The sequence below is a fragment of the Citreicoccus inhibens genome, assembly GCF_019039035.1.
In the GTDB taxonomy this organism is placed as follows: Bacteria; Myxococcota; Myxococcia; order Myxococcales; family Myxococcaceae; genus Citreicoccus; species Citreicoccus inhibens.
Genome location: NZ_JAHNZT010000008.1, coordinates 17226 through 40620, shown reverse-complemented (window position 1 = coordinate 40620; position 23395 = coordinate 17226). Strand labels below are relative to the sequence as shown.

Below are 23395 nucleotides of genomic sequence, written 5' to 3'. Positions count from 1 at the left end.
CGCAGGGCCGTCGGTCCGCTGGAACTCCTTGGCCTCCGACGTGGAGAGCGTCACGGCGCCCGAGTTGGCGAGCGGCTTCGTCCGACTGCTGCAGGGCACCGTGGCGAACCTGGCCTTCGATGCCCTGGATGACGTGGGCGTGGCCTCGGTCGAAGTGCGGTTCCGGGATGCCGTGGTGCTGAGCGAGGTGGTATCGCCCTCGGTCCGGCTGGCCTCTCGGCGCGTTGGGTTCAGTCCACCCGTCGGCCGTGACGGTGAGCCCTCCGTGCTGCTTGTCACTGTGACGGACACCCAAGGGAAGAAGGGGCAGGCCCGGCTCGTAGTGGAGGGACGCCGCGCCAGCGCGCCCGCGGTGGCCATTGCCACGCCCGCGCCGAATGCGACGCTCTCCGAGGGAAGCATCCAGCTCTTCCTTCAGGCTGTCGCAGGCGATGACACGCGCGTGCGCAGCGTGCAGTGGTTCATCAACGGGCAGCCCGTGCTGGAGGTCCTCGAGGCAAACGCGCAGGCCATCCCCGTGCTGGCCGACCATGTGGAGAACGACTTGCCCGTTCCGTTGGATCCGGACGTGCGGGCGGCGGTCCTCCGATTGAACGCACCATTCCAGGACGTGTCCCGCCTGAAGCTCTATGGCGGTCGGGTGCGCTTGCCGCCCGGATTCGTGGCGTTGGACCCGAACCGGACCCAGACGTCGCTCACGCTGCGCGCGGTGGCGACAGACCTGGAGGGCCATGCGTCTTCCGAGGAGCAGGTCGTCGTGGTGGTGGCCGACACGAGCGCGCCCGTCGTCTCCCTCTTGCAGCCGTTGCCCAGCCAGAGCGTGGTTGAGAAGACGCCCTTCCAGGTGGAGGTGTCTGCCTGGGACAACGTCTTCGTGGATCGTGTGGAAATCCTCGCGGGACCGAGCGAAGCCGCGCTCCAGGTCGTGTACGTGGCGGGAGGCTTCCCACCCGAGAACGCGCTGCCCTCGTCGCCGTTCGACGTGTACGCCCCTCCCGTGAGCTACGCGGTGACGGCGCCCACGCTCGCGACGCTGGCCGGGGCGGGCGCTCAGAGCGCGCCGTACTTCGTGGCCGCTCGGGCACGGGACTTGAGCCAGAAGTGGAGCTTGCGGTTCATTCAGCAGGTGAACGTGGTGCGGGACCGCGAGCCGGCGGTCGCCATCATCGCGCCGCCGGATGGTCGCTCGGTGGTCGAGGGCAGCACCGCGACGGTGGTCGTGTCCGCCGAGGATGATGTGGGCATCCACTCGGTCGAGCTGTCGGTGAATGGCTCCGTGACGCCGCTGGTGCTCCGGCGTCCGCCGTTCGCGTTCCAGGTGCCTGTTCCGCGGGGCGCGACGGAGATGACGCTCCAGGCATCCGCGGTGGACTCGTTCCCCCATCGGGTAAACAGCCAGCTCGTGCGCGTGCCAGTCGTGGCGGACAAGGCGCCCACCGTGGCATTGGCGCAGCCACACGCGGGGGACACGCTGACGGAAGGCCGCGACTTCGCCGTGGTGGTCGCAGCCCAGGACGATGTTGACATCTCGTGGGTGGAGGTCCTCGTCGAGGGTGGCGTGGGTGGAACGCTGCGCTACACGGGCACCACGCGTCCGTTCTCCTTCCGCGTGCCGGTGCCGTATGGGTCCGCGGGTCGGACGCTCACGTTGCGCGCGCGGGCTCGGGACACGCTGGGCCAGGAGTCCCTGGCTCCCGTCGTGACGGTGCCAGTCCACGCTGATACCGAGCCGCCCACCGTAGCGTTCCTGGCGCCGGCGGCGGGCTCGGAGATCGTCGAGGGCATGCGCCTGGAGATCGAGGCGAAGGCCGAGGACAACGTGAGTGTGGCCAGCGTGGTGTTCCGTCTGGCGGGGAGTGCTGAGCCGCTCGCCACCATGCCGGTCGCGCCGTATCGCTTCTCGTACCGAGTGCCCATGGGGGCTCGGGGCAGCACCCTGACGTTCATCGCCGAGGCCACCGACAGCTCGCAGTTGAAGTCGCAGCAGCAGGTCTCGGTGAAAGTGGTGAAGGACGAACCGCCGACGGTGGCCCTCCATGGTCCCACGCAGGTGGTCGCGGGGCTGAAGCGCCGGTTCTCGGTGACGGCCGAGGACAGCGTGGGCGTGGCCTCGGTGTCCTTGGATGTGGGGACGGGGGACTCCCTGCCCGAGGTGGCTCGGCGCTACGTGTTGCCCTACGACTTTGACTACGAGGCGCCCGCGTCGCTCGTCGGTACGACGCTGACGGTGCGCGCTCGCGCGGTGGACCTGTCGGGGCAGGAGACGCGCTCCGCGCCGCTCCAGGTCCAGGTGGTTCCGGACGCCCGTCCCGTGGTGGCCATCAAGAAGCCTCTGCCCGGCACGAACGTCTTCGATGGGCGCCCGGTGCGCATGCAGGTCGAGGCCACGGACGCCGATGGGGGCATCCGGCAGGTCATCTTCCTGGTGGACGGAAAGCGCGTGGCGACCGCCGAGACACCCGCGGGCATCCCTGGCGCGCCCAATGTGTATGTCGGTGAGTTCATCGCGCCGGTGGGCAGTGGCAACCGGACCTTCACGCTCACCGCCGTGGCGGTGGACACCGCGGGGCAGGAGACCGTGTCCGTGCCCGTGACGGTGGGCACCGTGCGAGACACCGTGCCTCCCGAAGTGGAGATGGTGGATCCGCCCGCCTATGACCTCGTGACGGAAGGTGAAACCGTTACCTTGTCCGCGGCGGCGCGTGACAACGCGGGGGTCGACTTCGTTGAGTTCTGGGTGGATGGCACGAAGCTCGGATCGACGGCGGAGACGCGTCCGGGCCCCTCGAACCGGCCGTTGCATGCCCTGAACTGGCTCGTGCCCGGGGGGCGGGCGGGCTCACTGGTGACGCTGCATGCGGCGGCGGTGGACCCGTCCGAGAACCGCGCGGAATCCAGCGCCGTGAAGGTGGAGATCGGTCTGCGCCCGTCGCAGCTGTTGAGCCCGTTCAACACGGCCGCACCGCTCGGGCCCGTGGCAGCGAATTCAGCGGGCCTCGTGGCGGTGGGCGGCTTTGGCGTGAGTCCGCAGAGTTCGCCCTCGGGAAATGCGGTGGCGTTTATCCAGGCGACGCAGGGCGACAATCCCTTGGTCGCGCTGGGGCTGGTGCCGCTCGACGCGCCGCCTGCGGCGATGACGATGGCGGGGCAGTACGCGCTGGTGGTGTCCCCTTCGCGGCTCAAGGCGGGAGGGGCCTACGTGCCCCCGACCTTGTCGGTGGTGGACGCAAGCACCCGCGTGCTGCGCGGCAGCGTGGACCTGCCGGGCAACGAGGTGCGGGGCGTGGCCGTGAAGGATCGGCTCGCGTACGTGGCCAATGGCTCGGCGGGGGTCGTGGTGGTGGACGTGGGCGTGCCCACGGCGCCGCAGCGAGTGCTCACGGTGCCCGTGCTCGGTGGCGCGCGCGACGTCTTCGTCGCCGGGGAGCTGCTGCTCGTGGCGGCGGGCGACGCGGGCCTGCTCGTGCTCGACCCGCGGCATCCCAGGCTGAAGCAGCGGGGCTTCGTGGCCGTCCCTGGCGCGGCGCTGACCGTCTCCGCGGTCGGGTCTCGTGCCTTCGTCGGTTGTGATGGCCCGGGGGCGCGGCTCGCGGTGGTGGACCTGACGCGGCCCGAGTCGCCGCGCCTGCTCTCTCTGCTGCCGCATGCGCTGGCGCGCCAGGACGTGTTGGCCACGGGGCTGGCGTCCGTGGCGGCCACGGGCAACCTGGTCCTGGGAACCACCCAACTGGTCGACGCGAATGCCCAGCCCGTGAAGGGGCTGATGGCCGTCTCGATGGTCAATCCGAACGGCTCTGCGAACACGCTGGTTCGCGCCAACTTGCCTCGCGTGGCCCAGGTGGTCCCGGCCGCTGGGGGCGCGGTGACGACGGTGGATGGGTCGTTGGCGCTCTACGGGTTGGAGCGGATGGTCGTCATGTCCGTGAGTCCGCTGGACGGCGCGCGTCAGGTGCCGGTTGCCGCGAATGAACTGAACATTGATGTCGAGTTCTCCACGGCGCCGGACCTTGAGAGCATCAAGCCCGAAACGGTGGTACTGCGCGCGGGAGATCCGGAGCTGGGTCCCCCGGTTCCCATGCGGGTGGAGGTCGTGGGGCGGCTGCTGCGCCTGCGCCCGATGCAGCCGCTGGTGGTCTCCACGGACTACTTCCTCACGGTGCGGCCGGAGGTGGCCACCTCCACACACTTGGTCCTGGGCGAGACCTTCCGATCGCGTTTCACCACGCGCGCGGTGAGTGCGGCACTGCCGTCGGTTCTCGAGGTAGTGCCTGCGTCGGGTCCGCTGGAAGGCGGCACCGTCGTGACGGTGCACGGCACGGGTTTCACGACTGGGGCTCGCGTCCTCTTCTCTGGGGCGGAGGCCTCGGAGGTGGTCGTGGCCGCGGATGGCACGAGCCTGACGGCCCGCACTCCCGCGCAGCTCGAGGGCGCAGCCACGGTGACGGTGGTGAACCCCAATGGACTGGAGGGGTCGCTGTATGGCGGCTTCCTCTTCCTGAAGGTGCTCGAGGTGAACTTCGTTTCCCCGGCCACCGGACCCCTGGCGGGCAACAACACGGTCGAGTTGGTCGGAGGCGGGTTCCAGCGAGGCGCCACCGTGACGGTAGGTGGCAACGCCGCGACCAACGTGCGCGTGCTGTCTCCGGGCTTGATGACGGTGAAGATGCCGTCCGGGAACTTCGGTCCAGCGGATGTCCGCGTGACGAACCCGGACGGCCGCGGCGTGGTCGTGCCCGGCGCCTACCTGTACACGGACCTTGCGGTGTCGTCCGTGGTGGGGCGCCAGGTATCGGGGGAGGGAGGGCCGGTCGCGGGACGCCTCCCGCCGTTGCCGCCCGTGAAGGTGGCGCTGTCGGCCGGCAAGGCCTACGTGCTCTCGCCGGCGGCGGTCGCGACCGGTGCGAAGGACGTGGTGGAGTTGCAGCGGTCGAGCATCCAGGGCGCGCTGTCGGTGGTGAACGTGGCACAGCCCAGCCAGGCCTCGGTGATGGGCGGCATGTCGATGCCCGCTCCTTACGAACCGGTGGCGCTCGCGGTGCGGGGCTCGCGCGCCTACGTGGCGGTGAACGGTGCGAGCCTGCCGTATGTGGACGTGGTGGGCGAAGGCGTCCCGTCGCTGCTCGTTGTCGACGTGACCACTCCGACCTCGCCAGCGCTGGTGGTGGCGGTCCCGGGCGTGGGCAAGGCAACGGGCCTGGCGCTCGCGGGTGACCTGGCGCTGATGGCGTCGGGAGGCTCGGGCGTGACGTTGTTCTCGTTGATGGAGCCGGATCGCCCGGTGCTGCTGGGCAGCGTGACGAAGTTCCTCTTCAAGGGCTCGCAGCGCGAGCCGTCCATCGAGGACGTGGCTGTGTCTGGCCATTACGCGGTGTTGAGGGCGCTGTGGGGCGGTGAGCGGCGCCTGCTCGTCGCCGACCTCGCGATGCCGGGGCTGCCCGTCGTGGGCGAGCTGGGTGGAGGCAGTTCTGCGATCGCGCTCTCGGGCCGGCGAGGTCTGTCCGTAGTGGGGGAGGCGCTGCGCACGTTGTCCCTGGCACCGCCGACCCGTCCTCACGAGGTCTCGACGGTGACGCCGCTGGTGGCCGGCATGCGCTTCACGTCGGCCGCGCTCGGGGCCCAGTTGGGCGTGGCGGGCGCTTCCGGTAACACGGCGCTCCTCCAGGTGATGATGGCGTCGGATCCGACGCGCCCCGAAGCTGTCGACGCGGTGGACCTGTTCCCTGCGGCGAAGCTGTCCGATGTGGCGGTGGATGGGGATGTGGTCGTGGGGACCGTGTCCGAGACGGTGCCTGTGCCTATCGGAGCTCAGGTCCCGGGCGATGCGCTGGTCGTCGTGGGAGTGCCGTTCCCCGTGGTCACGGGGAGCGTGCCCGCGGATGGAGAGACCGCTGTCTACGTGGGCACCACTCCGCACGTTCTGTTGAGCCAATCCGTCCTGGATGCGGATGCGTCCACGGTGAAGTTGGTGCAGATGAACGGCTCGGCGGCGGGCGTGCCTGTGCCCTTGTCGCGCGTTGAAGCCGATACGGCGGGAACCACGCTGACGCTCGTTCCTCGGGATGGATTGGCCGTCAACCAGACGTACCGGATTCGCGTCGAGGGGCTCCATGCCCGGAAGAACTCGACGCCCATGCCTGGGACCTTCGTGGCGGAGTTCACCACTGCTACGCAGCCCTCGGCGGTGCCAGTCACCGTCTCCACGCTCACGCCCCGTCAGGGGCCGTCCGCGGGAGGGACCCTGGTCACGCTGTCAGGTACGGGCTTCGGGACGGGGATGGAGGTCCGGTTCAACGATGTCCCCGCGCAGCTCGTGTCGCTCGTGTCGAGCACCCAGGCGGTCGTGAAGGCGCCTGCGGGTGGAGCGGGGGCCGCCACGCTCACGGTGGTCGCGCCGGGCGGTAGTCGTGCGGACCTCGTGGGTGCATTCCTCTACGTGGATCCGCTCTCGGTCGCGTCGGTGACGCCAGCGCGTGGGCCCACGTCCGGCGGCACGCGGGTGCTCATCGCAGGCACGGGCTTCGCGCCAGATGGTGGCGTGCAGGTGAAGTTTGGCGGTCGGCTCGCGGACCAAGTGCGCGTGCTCGGGTTGGGGCTTATCCAGGCCTACACGCCGGATGGGCTGCGCGGGCCAGTGGATGTGGCGGTCACCAACCCGGACGGAACCACGCGCACGCTGGTGCGTGGCTTCACATTCGATCAACCCACGGGCGCCGCCGTTGCACTGGGGCATCCGCTGCGGGATGCGGTGGTGGTGGGCGACCTGGCCTTCACGGTGGGTGGCTCGGCGCTGGAGGTCATCGACCTGTCGGGACTGCGGCGCTTCGGACCTCTGGTGGGCATGCCCATTCCCCCGGACCAGCGGGGCAGATTGGTGGATGACAACGGTGACCAGCGTGATGACCGCCGACTGGGGAGCCTGACCCTCCCTGGGGAGGCAACGTCCATCGCGTATCCGCCCGAGGGGGGAGACCTGCTGTACGTGGGCCTCGTCATTCCATCGGCTGCGGCGGGCGGAACGAAACAGGGGGCGGTGGCGGTGGTGGATGTGGATCATCCCGAATCCCCCGTCCTGCGCCGCGTGACGCGTGCGGGAGAGCATGGCGTCTTCGGCGTGGATGCGCGAGGCGACCGCTTGCTCGCGGCCGCCGCGGCCAGCGGCCTGCGTTCGTTTGATATCTCGGTGGAGGCATTCCCGGTTCATGAAGTGGAGGCTCCTCCGGGAGCGCAGGCCGTGGCGGTTTGGGGTGACCGGGCGGTGCTCGGGACGGGGACGCGTGACGCGGACTTCCGCGTGAGCGCGGGCGCCATGCAGGTCTGGTCCATGTCGGGCGCGCCCGTGCCCGTGAGCGCCTTGGCTCAGCCCATCTCGGCGCAGCGCGTGAGGATGCTGGGAGATGTGGCGGTGGTGGCGGCGGGGGCCGAGGGACTGGTGCTGGTGGACGTGTCGTCCACGGTGCCGGTTCGCCTGGCCGCAGTGGACGTGAAGGGCTTTGCCTGGGATGTGCGGCTCGCCGGGCGGGTGGCCTATGTGGCAGCCGGGAGCGCGGGTGTGGCGGTCGTGGACCTCAGCGACCTGCTCGACCCGAAGCTGCTCTACCACGTCGCTGGGAATGACGGAGGTGACGCTCGGTCAGTGGCGCTCGGCGGGGGCCGCCTCGTGAGCATGCGCGAGCGCGGCGCTCGCGGCTGGTCCTTGGAGTTTGGCGATGCGTCCGAACTGTCCGTGGTGGGCGCCAGTGTGGCCGAGGGAGATCGGGTCCCGAGGACGCTGCCGTCCGTCACGGTCTTCCTGTCAGCGGCGTTCGATCCCGCCACGGCGCCGGGGGCCTTCTCGCTGACGGCCAATGGTGTGCCCGTCGAGGGGCCGGCGCCGGAGGTGGGCGGCGAGGGAGATCTGCGCAGCACGATGGTGTTCCGGCCATCGCAGCCGTTGCCCGCGGGCGCGGTGATGCGGTTGTCCGTGTCGAAGGCGCTCAAGACGCCCGGGGGGGCCGCGCTCATCGCCCCGTTCTCGGTGTCCTTCATCGCCGCGGCGGACCTGGGGGCCGCACCGGTGATTTCGCAGGTGGTTCCTCGCGTGGGCCCCGTGCTGGGTGGCCAGCGGGTGCAGGTGCTGGGCAGCCACTTCACCTCGGACTCGACGGTGTGGATTGGCGGGTTGCCGGCGCAGGTGTGGGCCGCATCGTCCACTCGCCTCGAGGTCATGACGCCTCCGGGAGCAGTGGGCCTGGCGGACGTGGAAGTCAGGCAGGAGTTGTCTGGGCTGCAGGCTCGGCGTTCGGGCGGGTTCTTGTATGCGGCCCCGCTGCGAGCGACCGAGGCCACTCCGCGCTTCCTCAACCCGAGAGGCGGTAGCACGGTGAGTGTCGTGGGTGATGGTTTCCTGCCTGCCTGGGCGGATCCGCTCGGGGCCACGCGGGTGCTGGTGCGAGGGCTGCCCGCGTCGGACGTCCAGGTGACGTCCTTCCACACGCTGACGGCGGTGGCTCCGGCGGGTTCTTTCGGTGCCGCCGAGGTGGCGGTGGTGGCGCCCGATGGGATGTCTCGCGCCAGCGCGGCGAGCAAGATGGGCTACGGCTTGCCCTTCTCCGGAGAGGAGCGCACGGTGGCCACCGCGCCCCAGGCGCTGGTGGCCAATCCCGCCCAGCCGTTGCAGGTGTTCGTTGCGGCTGGTGCCAGTGGTAACGGGAACCGCTTCGCGCAGGACTACGTCGGCCCCATCACGAAGCAGGGGACGATTCCGGAGTCGTACCGCGCCTTCGTGCTGGATGCGACGCGGCCCGGGGCTCCGCGCACGTCTGCCGCTCAGGTGGTGGATCCGCCGGATGTGCTGGTTGACCGCTACTTCGCGGTGCGCATGCGCTACGTGAACGACACCGCGCTGCCGGACATCGAAGTCATGCCGGACTCGCTGGATGTCGCGGCCCGCGATGGCCGGCTGTACGTGGCCAACGGCCAGAGTGGCTTGACGGTACTCGACGCGACGGACACGCGGAGCCTGCCGCTGCTGGGGCGAGCCGCGCTCAACGGACGCGGGAGCGGCGAGACGATGCTGGCCACTCGCGTGCTCCCCACGCCGACGGGGGCGTGGGTGCTTGGCACGGAGTTGCACAAGCTCATGAACGAGCAGTGTCCTGGCTCGCTGCGCGCATACGGAGAGGCGGGTTCCGTCGCGCTCTTTGATGCGCGCGTCCCGCAGGATCCGGTGCTCCTCGGTTCATTGGGGGAACTCCCGGATGTCTTCGGCGCGACCGTCGCGGAGGGGCGTGCCTTCGTGGTGACGGGCTCGCACGAGGGGCTCTACTACTGCCCGCCGGACTCCGGTGATCCGCGCGATCTGCCTCCGCCTCCGGAGACTTCGCTGACGGGGCATGGCGCGGGAGATCAGGCTCTGCCCCATGTGGGCTGGGCGTCGACGGGGCAGTTGCTCGTCTATGGCTCAGCGCGGCCTGGGGCGGGGGTGGTGGGACAGCTCCCGCTCCCCTACATCCTCACGGATGTGGTCGTGGTGCGAGGCGTGGCCATCGTGGCCGCTGCGGACTTCGGCCTGTTGTTCGTGAACGTGGCGGATCCCTCGGTGCCCGTGCTGCTTCCGAATGCGTCCATTCCGTTCGATTCGAAGCTCTCGAATGCGCCAGGGCACCCGCAGCGCCTGCGGCTCTTGGGCGACATGCTCTTCGTGGCATCGGCCGAAGGTGGCGTGGTGCTGGTGGATGTATCGGACCCCACCAATCCGCAGCTCGTGAGCGGTGGCAACGTGGAGCGTGCCTGGGACGTGGTGTCCGTACAGGACCGCTTGCTGCTGGCCAGTCGTGACCGTGTGTCTGAGCTGTCCGTGCCGTTCCTGTTCGTGACGGGCTTTGCCCCGGAGCGACAGGCTGCGGTGCCGCCCGAGAGCGTGGTGCTGACGGTGCAGTTCAATCGGGCGATGGCGACCTCGGGAGTGACGTCGCGCAACGTGCGACTGGTGGGTCCGGGCGACGAGGACGTGCCGGTGACGTTGGAGGTCTCGGACGCGGTGCTCACTGTGCGCGCGGGCGGCGCGTTGAGCCCGGGTCGGGACTACCACCTGTCCGTGGACTCCACCGTGACGGACCAGCGCGGGGGGGCATTGCTTGTCCCGTTCCGACTGGACTTCCGGACCGCGGCGGCGAACAGCCATGTGCCGAAGCCGCTGGCGGTCTCTCGGTCCACGGCTGACCTCGCGGGCGGCACGCTCCTCACCGTGACGGGAGCGGGCTTCACGGGTACGGCTCGAGTCATGGTCGGCGGCGCGTCCGCGACCTTCGAGGTACTGTCCGATACGGAGCTGCGCGTGACGGTGCCCGGGGCAACGCTCGCGGGGCCGGCGGACCTGACCGTTGAGAACAGGGGCGGGCCCACGGGCACGCTGCCGTCCGCGGTGCTGTACCTGGACTCGCTCGCGGGAGCCCCCGTGACGCTGACGCCGGACCATGGCCCGGTGGAGGGTGGCACCCGGGTGACGCTGGCTCTGTCCGGCGCGCGCGCGCTGGCTCCTGGGACGAAGGTGTTTGTCGGTGACGCGCCCGCGGTGGACGTGGACATCCGAGACCTGTCGGCGTTGCGTTTCACGACGCCCGCGGTGGACGGTGCGGCGCTCGTGCCTGTGAAGGTTCAGCGGCCCGACGAGGCGCCTGTCCAGGTGGGCCTCTTCTCGTACGACATGCCGGTGGGGACCTCGCTGTCCCTGCCGGGCTTCCCGCCGCGTGTGGCCTCGGAGATTCGCCTGCGCGGGGATACGCTGTACGCGGGCGTGTCGACGCCGGGGCTCGCAGGGCTGGAGATCTTCGACGTGAAGGTCGAGGAGCGTCCCTTGCGGCTGGGTGGGGTGCTCACCGAGACGTCGGTGCGAGGCCTCGATGTGTCGGGCTCGGTCGCGTTCCTGGCGACGGATGCGCTGGGCCTATCGGTGGTGGATGTCTCCGAGCCCGCGTTCCCCTTCGTGGCGGATCACGCGACCACGTTCGGATGGGCGACAGGTGTGCGCGTGGTGGGGCCGGAGGTTTTCGTCAGCGTGACGGACCCGCAGGCGGCCCCGGGCGCCATCCAGGTCTTCCAGGCGAGCGGGCCCCGGTTGTCCACGCCGACCTCGGTCCCGCTGGACGCGGATGCTCTGGCGCTCGACGTCGGCCCTGGCCGCCTCTACGCGCTCACCTCGCAAGTGGTGAACGGCACGGGCGCGGGTTTGTCGCTGACGGTGTACGACCGACAGGGAGCGCGCTTGGGCAGCGCGACCGTGCTGAGCGGAACGAGAAGCTATGAGCAGCTCGTTGCGAGTCGCCTGCTGGTCCGCGGCGGGCAAGCCTTCGTCACGGTCGGGACGAAGGTGCATGTCTTCGATTTGAGTGACGAAGGCCATCCTCGGTTGCTCCAGGCAACGGACCTGGGGGCGCCAGTGACTGGCTTGACGGAGGTGGGCGGCTCGCTGTTCGCGGCGACATCTGGAAGCTCGACCATCATCGAGGTGCCTCCCACGGATCTGCTGGCTGTGGATGTGACTCCCGCGGAGGGCGCCGTCGTCCCGGTGGGAACTCCCATTCAGGTCCGGTTCACGTTGCCGGTGGCAGAGGACTCGGTGACGAGCTCCACGTTCTTCGTGCGTGCTCGACATGGGGGCGCGTGGCGCGACGTCTCGGGAACGCTCGAGAAGGTCTACGCGGTGCGGGGATCCACTGTGATGTTCACCCCGCAGCCGGGGACCCTCGCAGAAGGTGACGAGTTGCAGGTCTCCGTGACGTCGGGCGTGCGCGCCTTCGACACGCGGCCGCTGGCTGTGCCGGTGTCGGTGCATTTCACGCTCGCACCCGCAGGCGCGCTCCAGCCTGTGTTGGGCTCGTTGACGCCCGCCTCGGGATTGGCGAACGCGAATACGGTGGTCCGAATGACTGGGGCGGGCTTCCGCCCCGCCCAGGGCACCACGCCTGGGACACGCGTCTTGGTGGGCGGCCAGGAGGCCACAGTTGCGTGGATTGCCGCGGACACCCTGTCCGTGACAGTGCCCCCGTCGCTTGGCGCCGCGGCTGGCCCCGCGCGGGTGGAGGTCATCGACGGGCCGTCTGGCTTGAGCGCTTCTCGGCTGGGTGGCTTCTTGTACCGAGACCCGCTGCGCTTGCTCGTGGTGGCGCCGACGCAGTCGCCGCAGCAGGGCGGTGTTGGGGTCACGCTCACGGGCAAGGGGTTCCAGCCGGGCATGTCCGTCTCGTTTGGCGATACCCCTTCGTTCGAAGTGCGCGTGCTGTCGATGGAGCAGGCGGTGGCGCGAGTGCCTCCGCACACGGCGGGATTGGTGGACGTCTCGGTGTCCGTGGTGGGGCAGTCGTTCGCGCTGCCGCAGTCCTTCTTGTACGGCGCGGGTGCAGTGGCGCGGCTACCTACGCTGCCCGTGGCGCACGTCCTGGTGGACAACGGTGTTGCATACGCGGCGCTGGGGGGGGAATCGCCCATCGTGGGAGAGGATGGGACGGTCTACGAGGCCTCTCGCGCCACGGATGAGGGTGGGTTGCTCATCGCTCGACTGAATGAGTTGCCCTCGCTGCGTGAAGAGAAGACGCTGCGCTTCCCTGCGGCGGGAGGTGGGCGGCGGCTCGCGATGACGGGCAGCATGCTTTACATGGCGGCGGGGGCAGCGGGCCTCAAGCGCTGGAATGTCTCGCTGCCCGCGGCACCGGTGGAGCAGCCGGCCATCGTGACGACCGGCGCGGCGATGGATGTGGTGGTCCAGGACCGGCTCTTGTTCGTCGCGGACGCGGCGGGCGTGTCTCAGTATCGGCTCGGCGAGACCGAGGCGCCCTTGCCAGTGGGCAAGCGGGCGGTGGTCGGAGGCGCTACGGCGCTCGCGCTCCATGGCACCTATCTGCTGGTCGCGGACGGAAACGCGGCGGCGCCACGGCTGCATGTTCTGGATGCGACCCGAGGCGATCTGCCGGAAGTGGGGACAGGGTTCCCTCTGTCCGCGCCCGCGCGTCACATCACGGTGAACGGTTCACGCGCCTTCGCCTCGCTGGGTCGTGTGCGGCAGGTGGCGATCGTGGAGATGGCGGACCCGCTGAATCCGGCCCCAGCGGGGAGTCTGGTGCTGAGCGACCCCCAGGGCCGTACTTGGATGTCCGCCGAGCAGACGTGGGTGAGCGGCGGCGTGGCTTATGTCGCTGCGGGCGGTGGGAAGGTCCAGCGCTTCGCGGTTCCCGTGGGGCAGTCTCCGACTGCGCTGGAGCGGGCGTGGGTCGTGGGGGATGCGAGGACCCTGGCTTTCGCGGATGACCATCTGCTCGTGGGCACCATGTTCCTGGACGTCGCGGGCCAGGCCGTGGAGCTGCCGCTCCAGAAGGAGGCGTCGCGCCTGGGTGTCCTGGCGGGTGCCCTGGCCGCGGTGGCGATGGACCACCTGGAGTTGGTGGGGTCGACCCCAGCGCAAGGCGAGCGGGTGGCGGTAGGGACTCCGATGCGTCTGCGTCTGACGGCGTTCCCGGACATGAACACCGCGGGGGCCGTCACGCTCGTCTCGGAGGACGGCGTGGCGACGCCGGTCCGGGTTGCGCGGCGTGCGGTCTCGACAACGGAGGGCGCGGAGCTTCTCCTCGAGCCCTATGCGCCGCTCCTCAGCGGCACGCGCTACCGCTTGCATGTGGGGAAGGACCTCTCGGACCTGGCGGGCGGCAAGCTCGGGGTGGATGTGGAGATCCGCTTCAGCACGGCCTCCACCGCGAGCGCCGAGCGTCCGCTCATCACCGGAGTGACTCCGGGATACGGCCTGGAGGCAGGCGGGGACACCGTCCTCATTCAGGGTGAGCAGTTCGTGGACGGCTGTCTGGTGAGCATCGGGGGGACCCCGGTCCTGCAGAGGACCGTGGCTCCGGATGGGCGCTCCATCACGGTGAAGGTGCCTCCGGGGGTGGCGGGGCCCGCAGCGGTCCGCGTGGAGAACGTGGGTGGGCTGTCGGATGTGAAGCTCGGGGCGTATCGCTATCTGGTCGCGCCGGTCCTCGCGGGCGTGTCGCCGGCCTCCGCCCCCTTCAACAGCCAAGCGTACGTCACATTGACGGGCCAGGGCTTGTTCTCGGATTCGCTGGTGACGTTCGGGGGCCTGCCGGCCACCGAGGTTCGGCTGCTGTCCGCGACCACATTGCAGGTGCGGGTGCCGGATGGAATCACGGGCGCCGCGGAGGTGCGGATCGCAACGCCAGCGCCGGCAGGTCCAGTGGGGGCATCGTGGAACGGCGCGTTCATGTTCACGCTCCAGCCTCGTGGCCCCTTTGGCGTGGGCGCCGAGGCCATGGCTCGGGTGGGCAATGCCTTGCTCGTCGCGAATGCGGGGCAGCTCTCGGCGCTGGACTTGTCCGTGGCGGAGGTGCCGTACGAATTGGGCGCGGTCTCGGGAGTGCCCCAAGCCACGGCCCTGCGTGTGAGTGGGGACGAGGCCTTCCTGGCGGGCGCAGGCGTGGTGGTTCGTTACACGCTGGGCTCGTGTGGAATGGGTCCCCGCGTGCCGTGTGTGCCGCAGAAGCAGGAGAGCATCTTCCTGTCTCCGGCCGATGTGACGCCCACGGCCATTGTCGCCACGCCTGGCGCGGCCTACGTGGCCATGGGGGGCGGCAATGAGCTGGCGCTGTTGGGACGCGTGGACGGTGTGTTCCGCGTGGTCGCGCGTGCCTATGTGTTTGGGGGAAACATCCGCGCGATGGAGCGGATCCGCGGGGGCTTGGCCATCCTCGTCGATGACGGCACGATGTCTCGTCTCGAGATTCGCAGCTTCGATGATGCCCAGTTGGAGCTTCTGGGCCAGTTGGATGGACTGCCTGCGCCAGCCCACTCGATGGCGGCGGATGGCAACCGATTGTTGCTGGGCTTGGGAGTGGGCGCGCGCCTGGTCGACGCGACCGAGTTGGACGCTCCCGAACTGGTGGGGACGTGGGATTCGGGCTCCGCGGGGAATGACGCGTTGTCGGTGTCGCTGTTCGGGCCGTGGGCCTGGGTGGGGGGCCGCCAGCGCTTGTCGTGGGTGGACACCACGAATGGACTGGTGGAGCGCACGTGGGCGCCCGCGCTCGACTTCGCGGGCCAGCACGTCGCGGTGGTGGCGGGCGTGGCGGTGGCGGCGAACGCCACGCGCATGGAGGTGTACCACCTGCCGTATCCCGTGACGGTGGGGACCCAGCCTTCGCCCGGAGGTGAGGTGCCTGCGGAGGGCTTGAGCTCCGTGACGGTGTCGCCGTTGCTTTCCCAGGCGCAGGCCGAGGCGAGCTACGTGCTCGTCAAGTCCTACCTTGGGAATGTGCCCGTGGCGGGCACTGCGGCGAACTCGGGCTTCACGCGTGGCTTCAAGCCGTCCCCGTCGCTTGCAGTGGGCCAGCGCTACACGGTCGAAGCGACGCTCGCGCCCACCGATGTTCGGGGCGGCGTGCTGGCGGCCCCGTGGCGCTACTCGGTTCTGGGCAGCGCGGCCGAGACTCGGATGCAGGTGGCCTCTCTGACGCCGGATCATGGTGACGTGGCGGGAGGCGTCCTGGTGGATATCACGGGGATGCGGCTCGACGCTGTGTCAGACGTGCGCTTCGGTGGTGTGCCCGCCGTGCTGCTCCAACCTGCGACCGCATCGCTGGTGCGGGTGCGCGCCCCGGCGGCAGCGGGAGCGGGACCTGTGACGGTGGAGTTGCGCTCGGCGGCTGGCGACCGGGTGCTCGTGGAGGGTGGCTTCGTCTATGTCGCGCCACTGTCGGTGACGGCGGTGGCTCCGTCGAAGGTCGCCCAGCAAGGCGGTTGGGTGACCCTGACGGGAACGGGTTTCACGCGCGGCATCGTGGTCACGGTGGACGGCGGTCAGGTGCCGAGCAACGCAGTGAGCCCGACTGAGCTGCGCCTGTTCGTGCCAGAGGGGCCGCTGGGGGCCGTCACGATCAAGCTCGTTCAGCCGGGGGGACCCACGGTGGAGTTGGTGGGTTCCGTGGAGCGCACGGATATGCGGCCCCCGCTGGTGGTGGCTTGGGCGCCTGCGGAGGTCGTGGGTGGGCAGAACCTGCCTCTCACCAGCCGGTTCACGGTCCGGTTCGATGAGCCCATCGACGCGGCGAGCGTCGCTCAGGCGAAGTTGTGGCGTGGAACGATTGCCGAGCCGGCGACCGTGTCCATGACCGCGGATGGCATGGGACTGACCCTGATGCCCTCGGTCTCGCTGCTGTCCACCACGCAGTACGTGCTGAGTGTGCAGGGCGTCCGAGACTTGAAGGGGAACGCCATCACCCAGGGGGGCACCACGTCGTTCCGAACGGTGGACGTCACCAGCCCGATGGTGACCTTGGTCGTGAAGAACTCAGGTCGGCCCGTCGAGATGGGCGAGCTGTTCACGGCCCAGATCGAATGGCTGCTCGAGGTTCGAGTGACGGACGACTCCGGCATCGTGGGCCCGAGGGCCTTGACCGTGGATGGCGTGCCTCTGGTCGGGAGCAACGGTGTCTTCGCGTACACGTGGTCGCCTGACAAGGTGGGCAAGACGTCGCAGTTGCTCGCGCGCGCAGAAGACGGGGCCGGAAACTCAACCGAGGTGCAGGTGACGGTGCAAATCGTCAACGACGTCCCGCCGACGGTGACATTCACCCAACCCTCGGTTGCGGCGCTGACGATTGAGGAGGGCGCGACGCTGGATGTCGCCGTCTCCGCCACGGACAACACGAAGCTCAGCGCGATGGAGCTTCGCCTGGACGGTGCATCCCTCACGCGTGATACGTCGCTGACGACAGAGCGCGGAACGCTGACACATCGCGTGCGCATGCCCCGGATGGTGTCGGGCGCGGAGGCTCACGTGCTGACCGCGTCGGCGACGGACGAAGGTGGCCTGACGGGCAGCGCCGTTCCGGTGGCGCTCACCGTGATGCCGGATTTCACGCCTCCCGTGGTGTCGGTGCTGTCGCCGGCGGATGGCACGCGCGTGGTGTCAGGCACGATGCTGGACCTGCGCGTCAACGCCACGGATACCAACCCGGTGCGCTCGGTGCGCTTCGAGATCGATGGCGTGGCGGTGGCAACGCTGACGAGCTCGCCGTGGATTGCTCGGTGGCACGCGCCGGTCGTCACTGCGGACAGGAACGTGGTGGTGACGGTGAGCGCGCGGGATGAGCGCGGCAACATCGGCACGACGACCTCGCGACTCACGATCGAGCCGAGCACGGCGCCCATGTACGTCGCCTTCTCCAGTCCGGGGATGGGGACCGAGTTCGTGGAGGGGAGTCCGGTGGCGGTGTCATTGTATCCGGTCGCCCCCGCGGGGATCCGCCGCGTGAGGCTGTCCATGGATACGAACGAGGTCGTCCTCACCCAGCCACCGTGGAGCTACACCTTCGTGGCTCCCACGGTTGGCGCCGCGGGCGGTTCCGCCATGTTGCGGGCGGTGGTTGAGGACCAGGGGGGCGTGGAGAGCGCCCCCGCGACGCTGCAGATCCGCGTGCGTGACAGTGGAACGACGGCGCCGGTGGTGACCCTGACGGCTGACCCCGAAGGGCCGGTGTTCGCAGGAGGTTCACAGGTTTCCGTAGTCGCATCCGCGACCACGGGGGCCAGCCTCACACCGCATGTCCAGGTGGCTGGCTCCGACATCGCAGACTCCTCGGGCCGCGCCGTGCTGCCGCTGGGCCCCGAGGGCGCGAGCGTTCGAGTGTCCGCCGAGGCATCGGGTCTGGGAGGAACGGCGACCGCCGAGTCGACAGGCGCATTGGCTGTGTTCGCGGCGGGCACCGCCGTGCAACTCCCGTTGGAAGGACCTGCGTCGGTTTCGGACCTGTCGCTCATGGGCGAGCACCTGTGGGTCCTGCGCGATGACGGCGGTGGGCGCAGCCGCATCGAGGGGCATGCGCGTGTGGATGGGGCCCTGCTCGTGGCTCGGACGCTCGAGGGCGACAGTGGGGTCCTGGCGACGCGAGGAGACCAGGTCGCGGTGGCGCTGCGGGTCGCGGGAGCTGGTGAGCTGGCCTTGCTACCGCCCGACCTGTCGACGGTGGTCCGGATTCCGCTGCGCCGCGAGCCTTCCGCGTTGGCCGCCTTCCGGGGTGGCTGGCTCGTGGGTACGGACGAGGGAATCGAAGTTCGCGATGCCGTGGGCGCTTTGCAGGCGCGCCTCATACTGGGAGCCGTGAAGGGGATCTCCGCGCAGGGCGAGCGGCTGTATGTCCTGGCGGGGGGAGAAGTCGCCGTGGTTGACCTGTCGGTACCTCCGGCGCCTGAGGTGGTCGCCTCGGTTGATGCGACGGGCGCGGTCGTGGTGACGGCGCTGGGCGCTGACCGAGTGTGTGTCGCGGGCGCCTTGGTGAAGTGTTTCACCTGGAGCGGGAATGGCTTGACGCCTTCAGGAGAGAAGGGCCTGCCGACGCCGGCTGTCTCGGTGACGGCACTGGGCCCGTGGTTGTTGGTGGGCACGGATACGGGCCTGACGGTGCTGGATGCTCGCTCTGCGCCACGTGTCGCTGGCCGGTACTCAGAGGTTCGGGGGCGGGCGGTGGCCATGGGCGGAACGGTGTTCGCAGCTCGCGGGGAGACGGTGTCTCGTCTGGGATTGGCGCGAGGACCGGGCTTGCCGCAGCTCACGCTGTCGACAGCGAGCACGGCTGCACCCGGGGCACGGCTTGCGTTGTCTACGACCTGGGCGGATGAGGTTGATCCTCTCAATGCGTACACGGCGGAGCTGCTCGTCGACGGGCGAGTCATCGAGGTGCTCGACAGCCGTCTGCCGAGCACGGTGGATCTGCCTCGGCTGGGAACCTCCACGCAGCTCACGCTGCGCGTTCGTGACCTGGCGGGGAATGGGGTGACCGCGCAGCGGACCGTGTCCTTGCTGGATGATGGCGTGGGGCCCGTGCTGTTGGGGTTGGGGCTGCCCGGCTCGGTCCTGGAGGGGACGGAGTTCCAGGTTCGCCCCATGGCGAAGGAGCCGGCACGAGTGGCAGCGGTCGAAGTGACGGTCTCGGGCCAATCGCCGGTCACGTTCACTGCGCCCACTTGGGCGGGTGTCATGCGGGCTCCGGTGGTCACCTCGAGCACGTCCGTTACGGTGACGGCAGTGGCCATCGATGCTCAGGGGCGCAGAGGCCCGGTTGTCCAGGCTCAGCTCCCGGTCATGGACGATGTGACGCCGGCGCCGGTGCCTCAGGTGACGGCCTTGGCGCGGCAGGGGACGGGTCCCATTCTGGAGGGGGCGCGCGTGAGCGTGCTGGCCACGACGTCGCCGGCTACGGTCCGTGAAGTCCGTTTCCGGGTGGGCCATGTCGAGCAGCAGCGAGTGCCGAGCGCCCCCTACGTGGCATCGCTGCTGATGCCGACGGGGACGGGTTCTCGTGATGTCGTGGTGGAGGCTGTGGCAGTGGATCTGCAAGGCCGAGAGTCTGATCCAGTCTCGCTGTCTCTCATTGTGGTGGATGACACCGCGGAGCCGAGTCTGTCCCTCGCGCTGGAGCCATCCGAAGGTCGCATTGCCGCAGGCTCGCTGCTCACGGCGATGGTGACGGCCTCTGACGCGGGAGGGGTGCTGCATGTCGAGCAGCGACTGATTCAGGGGGGCACAGAGCTCACGACAGGAGGAGCGGCGATTCGCTACACGGTGCCCGAGGCGACGCCGGTGGGCACGTCGCTACAGTTGTTTGTGACGGTGACCGACCGGATGGGCAACGTCACGAACAAGACGGTGAAATGGGAAGTGATTGCCCCAATGCTCTCCGCGACAGGACAGCTCTTCACATCTTCGTTCGAAGGGGCCGAGCAACTCGTGGTGCACGGAGACCGCGTCTACGTCCGGACGGCGACGGGGTTCACGGTTGGAGCCCTGACGCGAGGCGCTCCGGTGTCCCTGAACGTGCAGGGACGATTCGTGGCGACGAACCGGCCGCTCTCGATGGCGGTGACAGGTGACACAGTCGTGTTGGCTTATGGCGCCGGTGGTGTGGACATTGTGAATGCAGCCGAGCCGACTGCGCCTGTGGTTGTGAGTCACTTGGGTAACGAGTTCGGAGTCGTGGCTGCCTTTGGAGGCGCGGTCTATGCGTCAACGGTGACGCCAAACTCTGTCGCGGCGTTGGACTTGTCCGACCTCGAGCATCCACTCGTCAAGTACCCGTATGGTGGAACTGGCGTGCTGGTGGGGGCGGAGGTCGATGGGGCGATGCAGAAGTCGGGGAATGGTTTGTATGTTCCTGCCCGCACAGGGTTGACCGCGAGTGACAGCGCCAGTGGGGCAACCTCGTGGGTTGAACCCAATGAGAACATCATTGCCGCAGAGCGAGAGTTTGGTCGTGTTGTGATTGCCACGGAGCGGTCCATTCGAGTGCACGCCCTGCGATACGGAACGTTCTTGTCGTCGGTCCCGCTGCCTGCAACACCTCGTGCACTTCGCGTCATGAATGGATTGGCGTACGTGTTGTGCGCGGATGGGCGCATGCGGATCGTGGATGTCCGCGAGCCCATTGCTGCAACGCTTCTGGCATCGGAACATCTCGAAGGGGCGGACATCGCGATCTCGAGCGGAGTTCTCCTGACCGCGTCTCGATGGGGAATCGAGGCTCGAACGCTGACTCACGATACAGTGCTGCCGACAGACACCCCGTCTGCCGCCATGTTGTTCTCGGACGCTCCGATGGGGCTCACGGATTATCGAGGAGGCGTTGTCGTTGCGGCGGGCAATGCCGGGTTCCGATACCTCGATGCTTCTTCGCCAACGCGATTCGTCGAACGCTCGCAGTTGACGAGGGATTCGGCCCGCCAGATCGAGCGGACGGGGAATGACCTCTATTACTTGCTCGGAAGTAGGGTGGAGTGGAGCGATGAGCAAGATGATGGTCGACTGTCTTTGAGCATGGGCGGCTGGTACAGAAACTACTGGTTGGCCCAGATGGGACCTATCACGCGCTTCGCGGTCTCCAAGGGGCGGTTCTGGGCGATGAATGGTGGCAGGATTTCCACTCTCGCTTTGCCCGATGGAACGGGTGTCCCCTCCATGCTGATGTCGAGCGGGGCCGTTGACATCGCGGGTGATGATTCTCACGGTGCCGTGGCACATGATGCAGGTGGGTGGAGCTTGCTGGGCGTCGATGCTTCAGGGAGCATGCGCAAGCTGGCGAGCTATCCCGGAGTCGCTGTGCGTGCGGTTGCTCTGCGAGGCGATCTGGCCGTGACGGCCAATGCCACGACGGTCACCGCGTGGACTGTCGGTGAGACATCTGCGACCCAACGGGTGACGCTGGCTACTGCAGGGGCTGTTGTCCGAGCCAGGCTCTATGGCCGCATTGCCGTCCTGAGTGAGGCAGACAAGGGTGTGCAGGTATTCGACTTCACGCAGGTCGATGTCCCGATGTTGGTGGCCTCGTTCCCTGCGGGACGCGCGGATGATGCGGTCCTTAGTGGTGAGGACATTGTTGTAGCTGATGCAATCCACGGTGTGAGGCGCTTCCCGTTGCCACGTATGAGCGCTGCGCCATCAGTCCGTCTCACGCTACCTGTGTCGGGGTCGGAACTGCGTCCGGGTGACAGGTTCGTTGTCTTGGGCGAGGCATCTGGCGTCGATGTCGAGAGCTTCGACCTGTTGATTGACGGTGAAATCGTGGGGACCAGCTCGGACCGCGAGCTCCGCTACATCCATCAAGTGCCTATGCGAGCAAGCCCGGGGACTGAACTGTCTGTGCAGCTTCTTGCGAGAAGCGCGAATGGCAAGGCGGCAATGTCACCACCTGCCCGCGTCCGAGTCGCTCAGGTCGTGAGCACCACCCCTTCCATTACAGTGGATGTTTATAATGGGACGACCTATCACTCCGGCCAGTTCGTAGAACTCACGGTACGTCACAATGACTTGGTTGCTCCTGCTCAGATTGCGCTTCGGCTGGGCTCTCGGTTGCTAGGCGTCATGCATCCGCAGCCGGGCACTCTTTGGACAGTTCTTGCCATTCGGATGCCAGCGGTTGAGACCGCGCTCAGTGAGACGCTGTCAGCGGAACTCGTGGATGGGACCGGACGGATGGCGAGGTCTCAGGTGACAGTCAACGTCGAGCCGCCTCCAGCATTCACCGCCGCTCCGGGGGGCTTGCCCACGCAGCTTCGCGCCCTGCCATACGTGAATCGCATCAATACTTCATACTATTGGCCTTACGGTCCGTATGTGTACTCGCTGCAGGTGGATGGTGCGGTGGTTGCGACGCAGGATATTCCGTATGCCAACTACTACGGCTATCCGTTGTTCTACGATCTGCGCATCCCCGAGCCGCAGGTGGGCCAGAGTGTCACGTTGGCGTTGGAGGTGAAGGATCCTCTTGGTCGCGCACTGAGTTCGACTCGGACCTACACGGTGCTTCCGGCGAGCGACAGCGCACCAAGTCTCGCGGTTTCATCCGTGCCGTCGATAGTTCCCGGCCTGTCCTCGTTGAACACGACGGAGTCGCCGCTGTCTGAAGTTGTGGGGGCCTCGACCGCGGTGCCCTCGGTGTCACTGGATGCGATTGATTACCTGGTCGTCGGGCGCCCCATTCCGTTGTCTGCCGCTTGGTCGAGTCGGGACCTGGTGCTCAGCTGGGCGGAGTTCCGCGTCGATGGGGACGTGATTCCAGGCGGGCGGCTCGACGCCATTGGGCCGCCAGCAGTTCAGGTGCCCTATACGGCCTCGACGACAGGTCCGGCGCGCGTCGAGGTTGAAGTCGTGGACAGCTCGGGCGGGCGCGCGATCGCGTCCCGACAGGTGGAGCGCTTGCCGGCGGGATCAGGAGCCTCCTGCGAACTACCCATCCCGTTGAAGCCGGGCGAAACGTCGGTCCCCGTGACAAGCGTCGCCGACTCGCCCAACTGCTACGCCGGCATGGCGGGAGCTTGGCTGTCGCTGCCGTTCGACGGAGCGGTCGAGAGCCTCACGTTCTCTGCCACGGATGTCGCTTTCGCCCAAGATGGCTGCGGCGCGGTACCTCTGGCCTGCATGGCGGGAACACAGACGGTGGGCCCGCTGTCGACAGGGGCTCGACTCTTCGTGCGGCGTGCGCACCAAGGCAGTGACACTCCGCGCGTCACCCTCCAGAGGGCTCGACTTGGAGTAGGGGCTCGGTGTGAGCCAGAGTCGACGGCTTTCGTCTGCGCCTCGGGACGGTGTGAGCAGGATTCGGCTGGGGCGTTCCGGTGCCACGAACTAGGGGCGGGCTCTTGGGCCGACGGGCAGGACGCCTGGGACGGTGGGGCCTGGTTGATACCCGACGCATCAGCCGGAGCGTCACGCCTGCGCGGGGCATTCACGCCGGGCGTCTGGAAGCCGGGCTCCGCGGGCCGATGTACTGCGAGCGTTGTGAGTGGTGCCACCAGCACCATGACTTGTGATGATGGCGACTGCGTGGCCGGAACGGCCTGCGAGTTCCTGGGAGGCGGACAGTGA

1 protein-coding gene (running past one end of the window) is annotated in these 23395 nt (G+C 68.5%); it reads left to right on the top strand.

Features of this window, described 5'->3' with window-relative positions; all coding sequences use genetic code 11:
• Nucleotides 1–23395, top strand: partial view of an Ig-like domain-containing protein gene (locus KRR26_RS12615; RefSeq protein ID WP_217079923.1) — the 3' portion only. The gene continues 5645 nt to the left of window position 1, outside the view; the window shows 23395 of its 29040 coding nt (coding positions 5646–29040); the start codon falls outside the window, past its left edge; its stop codon occupies nucleotides 23393–23395.